The following is a 16,403-nucleotide window of genomic DNA, read 5'->3' on the forward strand; positions in this document are numbered from 1 at the left end:
AACAAAAATGAAAAAGTTAATTATATATCTATTAGTAGCATGCACAACATTCGTAAGCTGCCAAAAAAAACTTGAAGACGAGTTTGCTAATCCGGAGATTTACGATAAAACCGGTAATTTGTTTAGTGGACTTTTTACTTCCACTTTATACCAATGGAAATTTTATGTGCAAGACTACGGTGAGTGGTGGTGGGAAATAGCAGGAAGTGGTGCCATGGGAGTTTCCGGTTATTCACAAATTGCACAACGTTACATAACAGATCGATACGCATGGTATAGCTTGTATGATGACTTATCAGGCGTTGATGGTTTTGGAAGTGAGGGCCAGCTTTGGCAAAATAGAATGAGGGCTTTCTATGAACGTGCAAATGCTTGGGCTGTCATAAAAGACAACATCGGAAAAGTCTCAGGTCAGGAGCTTGATGATAATATCATTTATTTTCATCTGGTTACCGTGATAAAAGACTATGCGGCTTTGCTGACTGTAGATTTTTATAATTCCATCCCCTATTCGGAAGCCTTCAGGGGAAGTGAAAAGCTATTTTTCCCTAAATACGATGATCCAAAAGAAATATATGTAAGCGTATTGAATGATCTTGAACATATTGCGCAAGAATTGCCTTCCGTCTACGCACAAATGAGCTCGTCGGCTGTCGCCACTTTTGCCAATCAGGATATTGCATTCCGCGGGGATATTAACAAATGGGTGCAGTATATCAACGCACTAAGGTTAAAATATGCATTACGCATCTCAGGAGTCGAAGAAGCTGTCGCTAAGCAACACATTAGTGCCGTATTAAATTCAAATGCACTACCTACAGCTGACATGACATGGCGGATGCCTTATGATTTAGATGTTCGAGGCGGAGGCGAGTGGGTTAGGGGCTTGAACGAAGCATGGCCCGGCACCTTTATCCCGAATATTATTATGCGACGAATGAATCATGGCGATACAAAATACGAACCTGGTGTCGATGACCCCAGATTACCTGTTATCGCTCTTCCGACTAAACATAGTGACTTCGAAAACAACATAGGTGATTATCAAGGTGTCAGTATGGATGCAGATGCCCAAAAACCAATCTATAATGGCGGAGAGCAATATTATGTCGGGGGGCCAACCGGATCGTTAGCAGATCATTTTAATCAAAATTCAAGATCGATGTATAATTTCGCGACTATCACCCTGAACAAATATTTCCCGGTTTACATGATGACAAAAGCGGAAGTTGATCTAATTCTTGCGGAAATTGCACTCAAAGGGCTTGGCAATACCGGAAAAAGCGCTGAAAACCATATCAAGGACGCTATAAATAATTCGACAGATTTTTGGTACGCCAGAAAAGCGGAGAGCAATTATGTTACAGATAATAAAATCAGTTACCCACTATTGGATCCCGAAAAGCCAAATGCGACGACCATTAATACTTATGCGACCTTCATTGCAAATCGGTATAGCAGCAAATCCAATATCGAAGATAAGATGGAGATCATCATGCAACAAAAGTTCATACATCTTAACATTATGTGTCCCTACGAACTATGGACCGAGCTAAGGAGAACACGTCATCCAAAATTAGAACCCATGACCTTTGCAGGAAAAGTCATGACCCCTCTACCCGAACGGTTGAGGTACCCAACCGCAGAGCAACAGAATAACCCCGATAACTATGCTACTGTGCGGGATCAGGATAATTTTACTTCTCCAATTTTTTGGGTTCCTCAATCTTTGAGAAATATTAACCCTTATTGGTCAGACTATAATTATGAGTAGAACAACTAATCCTGAAAAACGCTATATAGGATAAACAACCCCATTAAGCAGTAGTAATTAATAATTTACTACTGCTTAATCATTTAAGACGAAAGAGCTTATATCTAGCAAAAGACAGGTATATTGGCACCTGCAAGAAAAATATGTTACTCCGATCGCTGATTATTCGTATATTAATACGTGTTGAAAAAATTATATCATTATTTCATGAAAAAAGTCACCTATTCCCTCCTTTTTAGAATATATCTGATTACAATAGGTATACTAAATCTTTTACCCGGATCAGCTTACGCACAAAGCACTCACCTATTCAAAGAAGCACTTTACCTGCCACTCCCTTTCAATTACGGCCGGGAGGCCATCTATACCGATGAGTTTCTTTGGAACTATTACAACGGAGCGATTGCCCAGCCTAAAGCAGGACAAAACATACTTGGCAAGCAAGGCACAGAACAATCTAGCTGGATATCATTAGAAGCCGATACTTCCGGCTTTTTTAGGCCTTCCCCTGGCGCAGGTGGTAACCTTCGTAATCCCAATAACCCGGCAGGACCGGGAAGAATCGAAAGAACTTCCCCGACAGCGACAAACCAACGAACTACCTTTCAACAGCGCGGAATTGGCACAGGCTACCTCTATATTACTTATCAGGCATCCAAAGCCCAAGATGCTGTACTAAATGTAAAAGGAAATAGTGCGGTATTATTTGATGGTGAATTACATGCCGGAGACCCCTATCGAATGGGCTGGATGAATATCCCGGTAAAATTAAAAAAGGGAATCAATGCTTTCTATATCCGCGGCATGCTCGTTAGCGCGCAGCTTCAGTTCCCTGCTAACCCCGTCTACATCCAAACCGAAGATACCACCTTGCCCGATGTCGTATTGGGCAAAGATCAACAACATCTTGTCGCCGGCATAGTCGTCGTCAATACATCAGCGGAAACACTTAAAGACCTTCGGATAAACAGCAGTATCGATGGCATTGCAGCAACAGCGGCCGTACCCGCCATCCCACCATATAGCACCCGAAAGATTGCAGCGCCACTTAACGCCTCGCATGTAAGTAAGGCCGGGGATGTTACCGTCCGCATGACGTTATCCCGAAAAAACAAAACATTGGATGAACAGGAAATCAGCCTGCGCAGTCTAAAGGCAGACAAGCCCTATCGGGTTACCTTTATCAGCGAAATCGACGGAAGCGTACAATACTATGCTATAAATCCCGCCATAGGAGGCGAAAAGGCCAACGATGCCCTGTTCTTCTCCGTACACGGTGCCGGCGTGGAAGCCATCGGACAGGCACAAGCTTATAAAGCCAAAGACTGGGGAACCCTTGTGGCTCCGACCAATAGACGTCCGCGCGGTTTCAATTGGGAAGACTGGGGTCGTCTTGATGCCCTGGAAGTGCTCACATTGGCCAAACAAACGCTACAGCCCGATTCACAACGTATTTATCTTACCGGCCACTCCATGGGCGGACATGGCACCTGGTTCTTAGGTGCAACCTACCCCGACAAATGGGCAGCCATCGCGCCTTGTGCCGGATATCCCACCCTCAAAGGATATGGTTCTGCTGATGGAGTTATACCGGATCAAGGACGCAACGAAATGGAAAATATCCTCTTGCGCTCCAGCAACCAAAGTGATGTCATTGCCTACGCGACGAACTACAAACCTCTTGGTGTATACGTACTGCATGGCGATGCCGATCGTACCGTGCCTGTATACTATGCAAGGCAGATGCGCGAGATATTAGGTCAATTTCATCCGAATTTCAGTTATTACGAATACCCCGGCGGATCGCATTGGTACAGTAATGAAAGCGTGGATTGGAAACCCTTATTCGATTACTTCAAATGGCACAAGCGCAAAGCCGATATGGACGTTCATACGATCGATTTCAAAACAGCCAACCCTAATATTTCCCCATCGTACTATTGGGCGACCATTGTACAGCAACAGCAGGCACTAGCTTATTCACACATTGTGCTTGACCGTGATGTAGAAAGACGCATTATAACGGGTAAAACAGATAATATTGAGCTGTTGAAACTGGATTTAAGCATCTTCTCCAAAAAAGGATCCGTACAGATCTTATTGGACAGCCTTAATGAACTCAGCTATACACCACAACACAACAATCCATTTGTCTATCTTCAAAAAAACACCACCACCTGGCAAGTCGTAGAAAAACCATCAGAAGAAGACAAAGGCCCGCATCGGAATGGAATTTTTAAAGAAGCTTTCAATCACCGGATGGTGTATGTATATGGCACAAACGGCACAGTCGAAGAAAACAAGTGGGCTTTGGCCAAAGCGAGATACGACGCAGAATCCTGGTACTACCGGGGCAATGGCGCTTTTGAAATCGTTGCCGATCAGGAATTTCAAGCGGATAAATACCGCGATCATAACATCATCCTTATCGGTAATGCAAAAACAAACCGTGTCTGGTCTATACTGCTTGCAGGTTGTCCGGTATCAGTTGATGCATCAGGTATCAAACTCGGTGATAAACAATACAGCGGAGAGGATCTCGGCGGATACTTTACCTGGAAGAAACCAGGAAGCGATACACGTACAGTCGGTGTAATTACAGGTACCGGTATCAAAGGTATGCATGCCGCTACTGCCAATCAATACTTTGCCGGAGCCAGTGGTTTCCCCGATTATATGTTCTTCCGTTTTGGCATGTTAAAGAGCGGAGCGGATGATGTAGTAGCTACAGGTTTTTATAGTAATCAGTGGGAGCTCCATTAAATTGAATCTGAAGGAAGGCGCAACAGTCCAACTCTAATTCGATTGGATGAGACACAACCCTTATCCAGTTAGGTCAGGTAAGAAAATTAGAACCTGAACAATGACTGACATTCAATCAATAATTTGTATTTTTAAAGAGTCAACAATAACATTTCATCCAAATATGGCACACACAGGCAAAATAAACATCGTCTTATTATTTACAAGTCTATTTTATCTTTCGGCATATCCACAAGAACACAACGTGTCCGCAGGATATCAAAAACCTTCCGATCCGCAGGTAATTGCCAATCTGGATAACTGGCAAGATTTGAAATTCGGTCTTTTTATGCATTGGGGTACATACAGCCAATGGGGTATTGTAGAAAGCTGGAGTCTCTGTCCTGAAGATGAAGGTTGGACGAAGCGTAAGCCCGAACACGGGGAAAGCTACTACGAATATGTCAAAAATTACGAAAACCTACAGAAAACGTTCAATCCCACAGACTTCGACCCACAAAAATGGTCGAATGCAGCCAAAGCTGCGGGTATGAAATATGTTGTATTTACGACAAAACACCATGATGGCTTTGCAATGTTTGACACCAAAGAATCGGATTATAAGATCACCTCTGGAAATACACCCTTTTCGACAAACCCAAAAGCAGATGTCACAAAGGAAATCTTTAACACCTTTAGAAACGACGGATTTAAAATAGGGGCATACTTCTCCAAACCCGACTGGCATACAGAATATTACTGGTGGCCCTACTTTCCTCCGAAAGATCGGAATGTAAACTACGATCCGCTCAAATATCCGGAGCGTTGGGAGAAATACAAAAGCTTTACCTATAATCAGCTAAATGAATTGACATCTAACTATGGCAAAGTTGATATCCTGTGGCTCGATGGTGGCTGGGTAAGACCTTTTAAAACTATAGATCCCACCGTGGAATGGCAGCGTACCATTAAGGTAGAACAAGATATCGACATGGATCGGATTGGTAAAATGGCACGCCAAAATCAACCGGGCATCATTGTAGTGGATCGTACGGTTCCCGGAAAATGGGAAAACTACGTAACACCAGAGCAAGCCGTGCCGGAACATCCTTTGGACATTCCCTGGGAAAGCTGTATCACCATGGGCAATTCATTTTCTTATGTCCCCAACGATCAGTACAAACCGACCAAGACCATTGTCGAAACTTTGGTGAAGATTATATCCCGCGGCGGCAACTACTTGTTAAATATTGCTCCCGGACCTAACGGAGACTTCGATCAGGCAGCATACGACCGCTTGACAGAACTCGCATCCTGGATGAATGTTAACGAATCCGCTGTCTTTGCTACACGTGCCATTGCCCCTTATCACGAAGGCAACTATTATTATACCCAAAGTAAAGACAATAAAGTAATTAACGTTTTTCACCTCTCGGAAGGTGATACCTATCAGAAACCTTCATCTTTTGAATTTACGGTACCTGCCGGATTTGAAATTAGAGAAGTCAATGTACTTGGCTACGCCGGACGACTAAAATGGAGTAGAAAGCAAAACAAAATTACGGTTCAAAGTCCAAAAACGGATTTAACATATACCAGTGTAATCCAGTTAAAATCGAAATAATACCGGATAGTAAAACACTTTCTGTAGCGAAATAACAGGCTACAGAAAGTGTTTGATGCAACATATATCGATATCCTATTGGTAAATATGGTATTGAATCACCCGAATATCATTGTTGCTTTGCCAGCCCTTTACGCTTACCCGCAAGTAACGTGCTTGTACCGGCGAATAAAAGCGAATAAACACTTCACAATTACTTAGTCCGTGTATAAACCGCTATTTATCTCTTGTATACAAATCATTTACCTCAGAAATATACTCCATTCGTTACTAAAAGCAGATATATCCGTATTCCATCAACATTGAAAACACGGTATTTCCGTGTTATACTCGGACTCACTACGGAGACACCCCGGATTTACTTCGGGCACACTATAATGAACACACGAGTCAGGTAACTTGACTTATAGAAGGTGTATTAGATAAGGATAGGAGAAGTAACCTCAGGCATTGCTAATTTCATAATTGATAAGCGCTGTCGATTTCTAATTTTACAATCGGTGATATATCTGCATTTCCATATCCCTAAAAATAAACAACAACTTGTTTTTCAGTAAATTAAACACTTACCTTCGGGTATAGCACATATAGATAATGGGTATATCAGGGGACAGTTAGGCGACCTGATAAACCGAAAAGTAGGCGATAAAAATATTGTACAAACGAAAGCAACGCAGCCTAACCAAACAAGGTGGAGCAAAGCAGCTTCTTCTGACTTCGGCAAGGCAAGCAAAGCTGGTGCGGTGATACGCCGCTCTTTGAATTCGCTCCATCAGGATATGCACGATCCAAAGATGCACAATCGTCTTGTTGTACACATGCAACGCGTTATGAAATGCAACCGTCAGTTTCTCGGTGAGAAAAGTGCAGCGGCAGGAAATCCAAATCGTCTAGTTGGCTTTCAATTCAATGAAAACAGCCATCTTCATGATTACATGTTCTTTGATATTGTAACACGACTAGCAGAAAACAACACCCTTACTGTCACTGTTCCTTCATTCCATGTTAGAGACCATATCAAAAAAACTAGAAATTGCTCCTACACAAATTTACGTATTATGACCGTAGGTATCAATTTCGAAAAAGAGTGGATAGATAAATTGGGAAAAGAAGAAATTGGCTTTGAATCTTACTACAAGGATGTGTGGATCCCTGAGCAAACTTTTTCATATACACTTGATGATGCCGATATAGATATGGTATTGGTTGGTGTAAATTTGGAATTCTTATCAAACCGGGGGAATAGATTAACTTTAATAAATGATGACAAATTTAATCCGGCATCAATTATAGCAGCAATCAATTGCTCTCGCATGAGCTGACATGCAAAAAAGGTGCATGACTACAAAGTCTTCGCAACACGGGCTAACGCCGCGACTTCTTCGGCTACCGCCGTTTCTGACCCATCTGTTATTGCTGAGGAGTGAACATACTGTACACCGGTTTCTGTTAAAACGTGAGCGATATTGGTAGACCGTAATCCACCACCCGGCATGATCGTAATACGCCCTGCAGCTTGTTTGACTAATTTACCCAAGTTGACTAATCCTAAATCTACATTTGGCTCACACCCCGATGTCAAAATGGTTTTAAACCCACAGGCTATTACATCTTCCAAAGCGGAGTCTGAATTCTGGACGACATCGAATGCCCGATGGAAAGTGCAAGGCAAGGGCTGAGCCAGTTCGACCAACTCCATATTTTGCGCTATATTGACAGCATTGTTTGAATCCAAAACACCAAAAACAAAACCATCTACCGCCAATTCCTTAAATGCGACAATCTCTTGTTTCATCTGCTCGAATTCCGCAACGGAATAGACAAAATCCCCTCCTCGGGGTCGAATCATGACATTTAGATCAATTTGCACCTGAGTCCGTACATTCTTTACCATATCTACGGAAGGAGTTGTTCCTCCGACATGCATTTCTGCACACAGTTCAACACGGTCTGCGCCATTTTCCTGCGCGATCCTCGCCGAATCCGGATGGAAACAAGCAATTTCTAATTTTGCCATTTATTATTTTAAGTAATGATTAGATTTTATTAATTCATTTCCTTTTGCATCATATTTAGCATAATTAAACCCCCCATGTATGCAATAAGAACCGTACTCTCCTCTTTTATTCAATGCTATAAACCCGACTTGAATATTGTCTAAGGGCTTTTTACGGTTTTGGGTAAACTTGACAATACGTTTCACGGCTTCCTCACAAGCTTTTTGTGGAGAATGTCCCTGACGCATCAGTTCGACCACCAGATGACTGCCTACTGTCCGGATTACCTCTTCCCCATGCCCTGTGGCAGTGGCGGCACCAATCTCATTATCCACATAGAGACCCGCCCCAATAATTGGAGAATCTCCCACCCGTCCATGCATTTTATAGGCCATACCACTGGTGGTACATGCGCCAGAAAGATTCCCGGCCGAATCCAATGCAATCATGCCAATGGTATCGTGATTTTCAATATTGACCACTGGCTCATATTTAGATGTTTTCAACCATTCTTTCCATTCCTTTTCTGAGGTTTCAATCAATAGGTTTTCTTCAGTGTAACCTTGGTCCTTGGCAAATTGGAGCGCGCCCTCACCGACCAACATCACATGTGGTGTCTTTTCCATAACGGCCCTGGCTACAGAAATGGGATGCTTTATAGATTGTAATGCCGCAACGGACCCAATATTCGCCATTTCATCCATAATACAAGCGTCCAATGTTACTTTGCCATCGCGATCCGGTCTTCCGCCATAACCTACACTCCGCTCCGTTGGATCGGCTTCGGTATAACGTACCCCCTGCTCTACGGCATCCAACGCACGGCCATTAGCATTGAGGACTTTCCAGGCTTCTTCATTTGCTTTTAAACCAAAATCCCATGTTGATAGCACAACTGGCTTATTGATCTTCTTCTTAGCCGCACCATTCGTTTTTAAAGAAACCAGGCCTACACCTACGGAAGCGAGTCCTAGTTTCTTGATAAAGTTTCTTCTGTTGTTCATCGCTAATTTACACTGATCTCATCCACAAATAACCAGGCTCCAGATCCGGCTCCTGCTTGCCCATCTGGGATGATACCCAAATTTAATACTTCAACTTTGATATACCTTGCGTTTTGCACAGGAAACGTAACAACTAAATCACCATCAGAATCAATAATTTCCGCCTGACTAAGCCCTTTTACAAATTCATACTGTGATCCATCCTTGGAAATGGATACGCGTACTTCCTTCGGAAAATGTATCCAACTACCCTTACGATCCAACGATGATAATTTTACGGTACTGAATTCAGTTTCCTTCCCAAAATCAATAGTCGCATTTACATCTTTGCCATTAAAGCCCAGCCAATTCTTTCCAAAATATTGTTTATCGCCAAATACGCCGTCTATCAGTGTACTTGCACCCCCTGTAGAATATGCCTCACCGGGCTGCTCGACTAACCGAATGTTTTTACCTGTTGATTTGCTGATATCAAACGACTGTGTAATCGTGGCACTTATCGGCTTTCCATTTTCAAAATAAGTAGCTTTAATGGTTTGCGATTGATCAATGTTGATAGGAGATACATAAGGTAACGAAGCTGATGAAGGCTCGGAACCATCGATCGTATACCGGATATGCTTGGGGTCGTTGGCAGTCGAGAGGGTATAAGTCAGCTGGCCATCCACTAATTTAATATTTCCGATCACTTCATAAATTGCTTTAGAATAATTAATGCCTTTGCGATCCAAAACCTTCAAATGCTGAATCACACGACTTTCAAATTTTTTATAGTCGTCAGGTTTAGACGTTCCCCATGCTACCTCGGATAAGGCCATCAGACGTGGAAACAGCATGTGTTGCACTTGTTTAAAATTGGTGATATATTCTGTCCACATATTCGCTTGCGGACCTAAAATATGTTTGGCTTCTTCCGCAGAGAGTTCACTCGGAATTGGATTAAAGCTATACACTTTATCCAAACGTGTATCCCCTCCAAAGGCCAATGGCTCGGTTTGCGGATTGCCTTGGTAATAATCAAAATATAGGTGCGAAGTAGGTGTCATAATCGCATCATGCCCTGTTTTCGCAGCGTGAATTCCCCCTTGAATACCTGTCCAACTCATCACAGTTGCATTGGGTGCTAATCCACCCTCTAAGATTTCATCCCAGCCAATGATAGACTTCCCTTTTTCATTAATGTATTTCTCCATACGGGTAATGAAATACGACTGTAGCTCCAATTCATCGGTTAAGCCCTCCTTTTTTATCAATTCCTGACAATGCGGGCAGCTTTTCCATCTTGTCTTTGGCGCTTCATCTCCTCCAATATGGATGTATTTACTGGGAAAAAGTGTAATGACTTCATCGATCACGTCTTCCAATAAAGCAAATGTTTCATCCTTAGGACAGAAGATATCATCCATTACGCCCCAGGTTGTTCCTACTTCGAAGGGACCTCCTGTACAGGACAATTCGGGATAGGCTGCCAATACCGCTTGCGCATGCCCTGGCATCTCAATTTCAGGAATAACTTCGATATGTAAAGCTTGTGCATAAGCAACGACATCTTTGATTTGCTCCTGGGTATAAAAACCTCCGTACGGTTTTCCATCAAACGTCATCGCTGCGTAAGGTCCTGTTTGGGATTCTTTTCGGAAAGCACCTACCTCCGTCAGCTTCGGGTGACTTTTAATTTCAATACGCCATCCTTGATCATCTGTTAAATGCCAATGAAACTTATTGATCTTATATGCTGCCAGATAATCCAGATACTGTTTTACTTCTTCTGTACTGAAAAAATGGCGGGAAACATCCAGATGCATTCCGCGATAGGCAAACTTAGGAGCATCCTGAATAAGTAACAACGGAATATTCAGGCTTGATCGATTTTCTTCAATCAATTGCAGAAGTGTTTGAATGCCATAGAAAATTCCCCGATTTTGATTCGCCGTAATGGTAATCTGATTCGCGGCAACAATCAATTCATACCCTTCGTTAGAGAAAGCAGTGTGCTGTGCATCTAGATTCAGAATGATACTCTTTTTTGCATCTTTACTCGAAATAGGCAATTCCAGACCAGTGATTTCTTTTATATTTTTTTGCAAAAACTTCGCTTCTTCTGGGGAGCCCTTACCGACGATAGAAAAATTCCTATCCAAATACAAATTGCCCGATTTAATATCAATTTGCTGCGGTTGGGGAATTAGGTTCTGCTGTGCATAGCTATTACCTACCACAGCAAAAAAAGAAAAAAATAAATACTTAATATATTTCATTATATAGTGAGTTATCTCTAATAAACAGAATCATCCTAATTATACGCTTTTCCCAAAAATACTATTAATAATTATTTTGCTAAAACCTTTTTTCAAATCTTATTACTTTAGATAGCTCCCGTTTTTCCCCTTAACCATGATGTTTCACTTTCTGACAAGCGAGGAGATAGTTGATCAAACACCCATTGATTGTAGTTATTCAACCAATCGATATGAACTTGATCCAATAATGATGGTTCAACGAGATCGGTATCGATATAGCAGATCGTTAATGTTTCAAAATCCATAAAATCACCAAATATGGTACTTTCCATTTTTTTGGAGAGCACTAAATTTTCGATACGGATACCATGCTTACCTTCCCGGTATAGACCCGGTTCTATGGAGGTAATCATTCCTTCTTCAATGGCAACATCTACATTCGTAGGATTGAACACCTGCGGACCTTCATGTACATTTAAGAAAAAACCAACACCATGACCTGTACCATGACCGTAGTTACGGAGTGTAGCCCAGATCGGACGACGCGTTATCGCATCAATCTGATAGCCTTTGGAACCTTTTGGATAGATTGCATTACTTCCTTCAATAGTTCCTTTCAATACAATGGTATAGTCATCTTTCTCTTCCTGCGTAACTTCACCAAGCGATACGACACGTGTAATATCCGTTGTACCTGTGAGGTACTGACCACCCGAATCCACCAAAAGCAGGCCTTGTGGTTTTAACTGATAATTACTAAAATCAGTAGCATGATAATGGGGTAAAGCACCATGATCGAGATAACCGGCAATGGTATCAAAACTCACATCTACAAATCCTATTTGTGCCGCTCTAAATTCTCGCAGTTTTTCAGCAATAGAGACTTCCGATAATGTTCCACTAGACACATTCTCCTCCAGCCATTTAAAAAATTTAGTCAATGCCACACCATCACTAATCATAGTCTCCCGAATATGATTTAATTCGACTGCATTTTTTACTGCCTTGAATGTAGTGGATGGATTAATACATTCTATAATATCAACTGCAGAAGGAATGCTGTCATAGATAGAAAAACAAGTACGCTTTGGATCGATAAGAATAGATGCTACGGTTAGCTTCTTTACGAATTCAAACACGTTCTCATACGCTCTTATGGTCACTCCGGCTATTTCTAATTCCCGAACCATATCCCCATCTAATTTTGAAAGTTCGATAAACAAAATAGCTTCGGTAGCCGAAATATATACAAATCCCAATACGACAGGATTGCAAGACACATCTTGTCCCCTAATATTTAAAACCCAAGCCAAATCGTCTAAAGAAGAAATCAAATGTGCTTCAGCCCTACTTTTGGCTAACACATTACGCACACCCTCTATTTTAGAAGCGGTTGTTTGTCCTGTTGTTTTTTCATCCAATAAAAAGGCTTTTGCACGAGGCAGCTCCGGTCGATCTTTCCAAATTAGACTAAGTAAATCGACATGTCCATCCACAAGAATGCCTAATGGCTCCAATATAGCTTTAACAGTCTGTGCTACCAATAACGATGCTAAATTACCGTCAAAAGCAACTTTATCTCCCTTTATAAGATGCTCCCCTATCCATTCTGCATATTCTGCTGCCCCCTGCACTTTTAGTTTTACCAGTTCAAAACCTGTATCAGCCAATTCCTCTTTAGCTTGTACAAAATAGCGTGCATCTGTCCACAATCCTGCGAAATCAGATGTTATGACTAAAGTACCCGCAGACCCCGTAAAACCAGATGTCCAAGCGATACACTTGTATCTTTCCGGCAAGTATTCACTAATATGGGGGTCAGAGGAAGGTATAATATAAGCTGCTATTCCATCTTTTGCCATCAATTGGCGTATCTGTTTTAATCTTTCCAAATGTGTCATTTTTGTTACCATTAAATTATGTACGCAAGTTAGGAAATCTTAAACTAAGATCCCAAATGCAGAGATACGGCAAAGAATGGAAAGGTATACACTTTTGGTATATAACATATAACGGTGGCACGTCAAAAATGCGTCAAAACATGTTTATGGTATTAGATAATTTAAAATAATATTGGCGCAAAATTTCTTCTTTACATAAATAGAATGATACATTTGTACCCTCGTATTGAAAATAAACACTGAAAAATGAGTAATATCAATAGAAAAAAGGACGCATTAAATTACCATTCCATGGGGCGTCCCGGAAAAATAGCTGTCGTACCGACAAAACCATATAACTCACAAAGAGATTTATCCTTGGCATATTCGCCGGGTGTAGCAGAGCCCTGCCTAGCTATTGCCGAAAACAACGAAGATGCCTACAAATATACTGCTAAAGGAAATTTAGTAGCAGTAATCAGTAATGGTACAGCCGTTTTAGGATTAGGCGATATCGGCGCACAGGCCGGAAAGCCGGTAATGGAAGGTAAAGGTTTGCTATTTAAAATATTCGCAGATATTGATGTATTTGACATTGAATTAGATACAAAAAACGTAGATGAATTTGTAAATATCGTAAAAGCGATGGAGCCTACTTTTGGCGGTATAAATTTAGAAGATATCAAAGCTCCTGAATGTTTTGAAATCGAACGTCGATTAAAAGCAGAGATGAAGATCCCTGTAATGCACGACGATCAACATGGTACAGCAATTATTTCAGGGGCGGCTTTAATTAACTCGTGCGAACTGCAGAACAAAAACATCGCGGATGTAAAAATTGTAGTCAACGGAGCAGGTGCAGCAGCTATCTCTTGTACGGCTATGTACGTTTCAGTAGGTGCTAAAAAAGAAAATATCATCATGCTCGATAGCAAAGGTGTTATTCGCGCGGATCGTGACAACTTAGACGCGACTAAAGCTGAGTGGGCTACAACCCTTGGTATCTACACCTTAGAAGATGCCGTCAGAGGAAGCGATGTATTTATCGGCTTGTCCAAAGCAGACGTTTTAACGCCAGAAATGCTCAGCACGATGGCTCCAAATCCTATTGTGCTAGCTATGGCTAATCCAAATCCGGAGATAGCCTACGAGTCGGCAATCGCTACACGTGAAGATATCATTATGGGGACAGGTCGATCAGATTACCCAAACCAGGTAAACAATGTTTTGGGCTTTCCTTATATTTTCAGGGGAGCATTGGATGTACGCGCTACGGCGATCAACGAAGAAATGAAAATTGCTGCTGTACATGCTATTGCCAATTTGGCAAAACAACATGTACCTGAAGAGGTTAATCAGGCTTATAACACAAATAATCTTCGCTTTGGCAGAGATTATGTCATTCCAAAACCTACGGATCCGCGTTTAATCACAGAAGTATCTATAGCCGTTGCGAAGGCTGCTATTGATTCCGGTGTTGCACGTAAGAATATCGAAGATTGGAATGCTTATAAAGAAGAGCTTCGCAAACGTCTTGGGAAAGATGACCGCATCATGCGCAACATGACAGACAAAGCGAAGCGTAATCCAAAACGGGTCGTTTTTGCAGAAGCAGACAATTATAAAACACTTCGTGCAGCACAAATTGTCAAAGAAGAAGGTATTGCCATCCCGATCTTACTCGGCAATAAAGAAAAAATAAATGGTCTGATTAAAGAATATGGTTTTGAAATCGGCACCGTAGAAATTATCGATCCACAAGAAGAAAAAGATACGGAAAGATACGAGAAATTTGCAAACCACCTTTATATGAAACGCCAACGGAGAGGTGTAACCAAAAGCGAGGCATCAAAATTAATAACCAATCGGAATTATTTTGCGGCTAGTATGGTCGAATTTGGAGAAGCAGATACGTTAATTTCAGGATTAACGCGAAATTATGCCTCTACGATCAGACCTGCATTGCAGGTCATTGGAGCAAAAGAAGGAAGCCGTCTGGTAGGGATGTATATGATGCTTACTGAAAAAGGGCCCTTATTCTTAGGTGATACCACAGTAAACACCGACCCTACAGCACAAGAACTGGCGGAAATTGCTGTTTTGTTGGAGACTGCTGTAAAAAGATTCAACATCAAACCTCGTTTGGCTATGCTATCTTACTCTAACTTTGGATCTAACGAAGGTACTACTGCAAAAAAGGTAAGAGAAGCCGTGAAAATATTGCATAAAGACCATCCTGAGATCATCGTGGATGGCGATCTTCAAGCAAACTTCGCGCTTAACAAAGATCTTTTAGAAGCCAATTTTCCGTTTAGTTCCTTGAATGGAGAGGCTGCCAACACGTTGATTTTTCCAAGTTTAGAATCAGGCAATATCGCTTACAAACTTTTACAAGAAGTTGGCAATGCAGAGGCTGTAGGACCTATTTTATTAGGAATGAATAAACCTATACATGTACTTCAAATGGATAGTTCAGTACGCGAAATCGTCAACATGGTTACTATTGCAGTAGTAGAAGCACAATCTTGTAACACATCTAATTAATATTTGATGTACGATTATTTAAACGGCAAACTGGTATTTAAAGCGCCCACTCACGTCATATTGGATGTGAGTGGGATCGGATACCACATACACATCTCACTAACCACTTTCGCGCTTATTAAGGAGCGAGAAAATTGCAAATTATACATATCTTTTCAAGTAAGAGAGGACGCACATACCCTTTATGGGTTTGCTAGCGAAGCAGAGAGGCAGCTATTCAATCATTTGATCTCAGTATCCGGAATTGGTCCTAATACCGGACGTATGATGCTTTCTTCCATCACACCCGAAGAAATCCAATCGGCAATCATCAACGGACAAGTGGCTATTATCCAGAAAATAAAAGGAATAGGCCCTAAAACCGCACAACGCGTAATCTTGGAACTTCAGGATAAGTTGAAAAAAGAAGGTGCAGATACGCTGTTGCCTTCGCCATCAAACAGACTTTCCGTACCCGAAGAAGCATTAACGGCGTTGGTCATGCTGGGCTTCGCAAAACTCCAAGCAGAAAAAGTATTAAATACCATTACCCTAACCGAACCCGACCTAACCGTTGAAGCGCTTATCAAGTCTGCGCTTAAAAAGCTGTAGTCCAGAT

The 16,403-nt window shown here is 41.7% G+C and carries 10 protein-coding genes; 6 read left to right on the plus strand and 4 right to left on the minus strand.

Annotated features, from left to right (window positions below):
* Positions 1–7: 7 nt before the first annotated feature.
* From E4F24_RS05980 to E4F24_RS05995, 4 genes are all read left to right on the plus strand, one after another.
* Positions 8–1,774: a SusD/RagB family nutrient-binding outer membrane lipoprotein gene (locus E4F24_RS05980; RefSeq protein ID WP_140937752.1), complete on the plus strand. Its 1,767-nt coding sequence runs from the start codon at positions 8–10 to the stop codon at positions 1,772–1,774.
* A gap of 207 nt (positions 1,775–1,981) precedes the next feature.
* Complete coding sequence (locus tag E4F24_RS05985) at positions 1,982–4,537, plus strand: carboxylesterase family protein (protein ID WP_140937753.1); 2,556 nt, start codon at positions 1,982–1,984, stop codon at positions 4,535–4,537.
* Between the two features lie 163 nt (positions 4,538–4,700).
* Positions 4,701–6,140 (plus strand): alpha-L-fucosidase, encoded by a 1,440-nt coding sequence (locus E4F24_RS05990; protein WP_140937754.1) that lies wholly within the window; start codon positions 4,701–4,703, stop codon positions 6,138–6,140.
* 743 nt (positions 6,141–6,883) lie between these two features.
* The gene (locus E4F24_RS05995) at positions 6,884–7,462 is read left to right on the plus strand and encodes a hypothetical protein (protein ID WP_140937755.1); all 579 of its coding nucleotides are present in this window, start codon (positions 6,884–6,886) and stop codon (positions 7,460–7,462) included.
* A gap of 20 nt (positions 7,463–7,482) precedes the next feature.
* Here E4F24_RS05995 and E4F24_RS06000 read toward each other — a convergent pair whose 3' ends face one another.
* The 4 genes from E4F24_RS06000 to E4F24_RS06015 form a co-directional block, all read right to left on the minus strand.
* Positions 7,483–8,157, minus strand: a complete 675-nt coding sequence (locus E4F24_RS06000; protein ID WP_140937756.1) for a copper homeostasis protein CutC — start codon at positions 8,155–8,157, stop codon at positions 7,483–7,485.
* Between the two features lie 3 nt (positions 8,158–8,160).
* A complete protein-coding gene (locus E4F24_RS06005; protein ID WP_140937757.1) occupies positions 8,161–9,141 on the minus strand; it encodes an isoaspartyl peptidase/L-asparaginase family protein in 981 nt (326 codons plus the stop codon).
* 2 nt (positions 9,142–9,143) lie between these two features.
* The gene (locus tag E4F24_RS06010; RefSeq protein WP_140937758.1) at positions 9,144–11,399 is read right to left on the minus strand and encodes a glycoside hydrolase family 20 protein; all 2,256 of its coding nucleotides are present in this window, start codon (positions 11,397–11,399) and stop codon (positions 9,144–9,146) included.
* A gap of 107 nt (positions 11,400–11,506) precedes the next feature.
* On the minus strand, positions 11,507–13,282 hold the full coding sequence (locus E4F24_RS06015; RefSeq protein WP_140937759.1) for an aminopeptidase P family protein: 1,776 nt from the start codon (positions 13,280–13,282) through the stop codon (positions 11,507–11,509).
* A 246-nt stretch (positions 13,283–13,528) separates the two neighbouring features.
* On the opposite strand from E4F24_RS06015, the gene E4F24_RS06020 reads away from it, so the two are divergent.
* Both E4F24_RS06020 and ruvA read left to right on the plus strand, forming a co-directional pair.
* Positions 13,529–15,805: an NADP-dependent malic enzyme gene (locus E4F24_RS06020; protein ID WP_140937760.1), complete on the plus strand. Its 2,277-nt coding sequence runs from the start codon at positions 13,529–13,531 to the stop codon at positions 15,803–15,805.
* Between the two features lie 6 nt (positions 15,806–15,811).
* The gene (gene ruvA, locus E4F24_RS06025) at positions 15,812–16,396 is read left to right on the plus strand and encodes a Holliday junction branch migration protein RuvA (RefSeq protein WP_140937761.1); all 585 of its coding nucleotides are present in this window, start codon (positions 15,812–15,814) and stop codon (positions 16,394–16,396) included.
* Positions 16,397–16,403: the final 7 nt, after the last annotated feature.

This window comes from Sphingobacterium lumbrici (genome assembly GCF_006476045.1).
GTDB lineage: Bacteria > Bacteroidota > Bacteroidia > Sphingobacteriales > Sphingobacteriaceae > Sphingobacterium > Sphingobacterium lumbrici.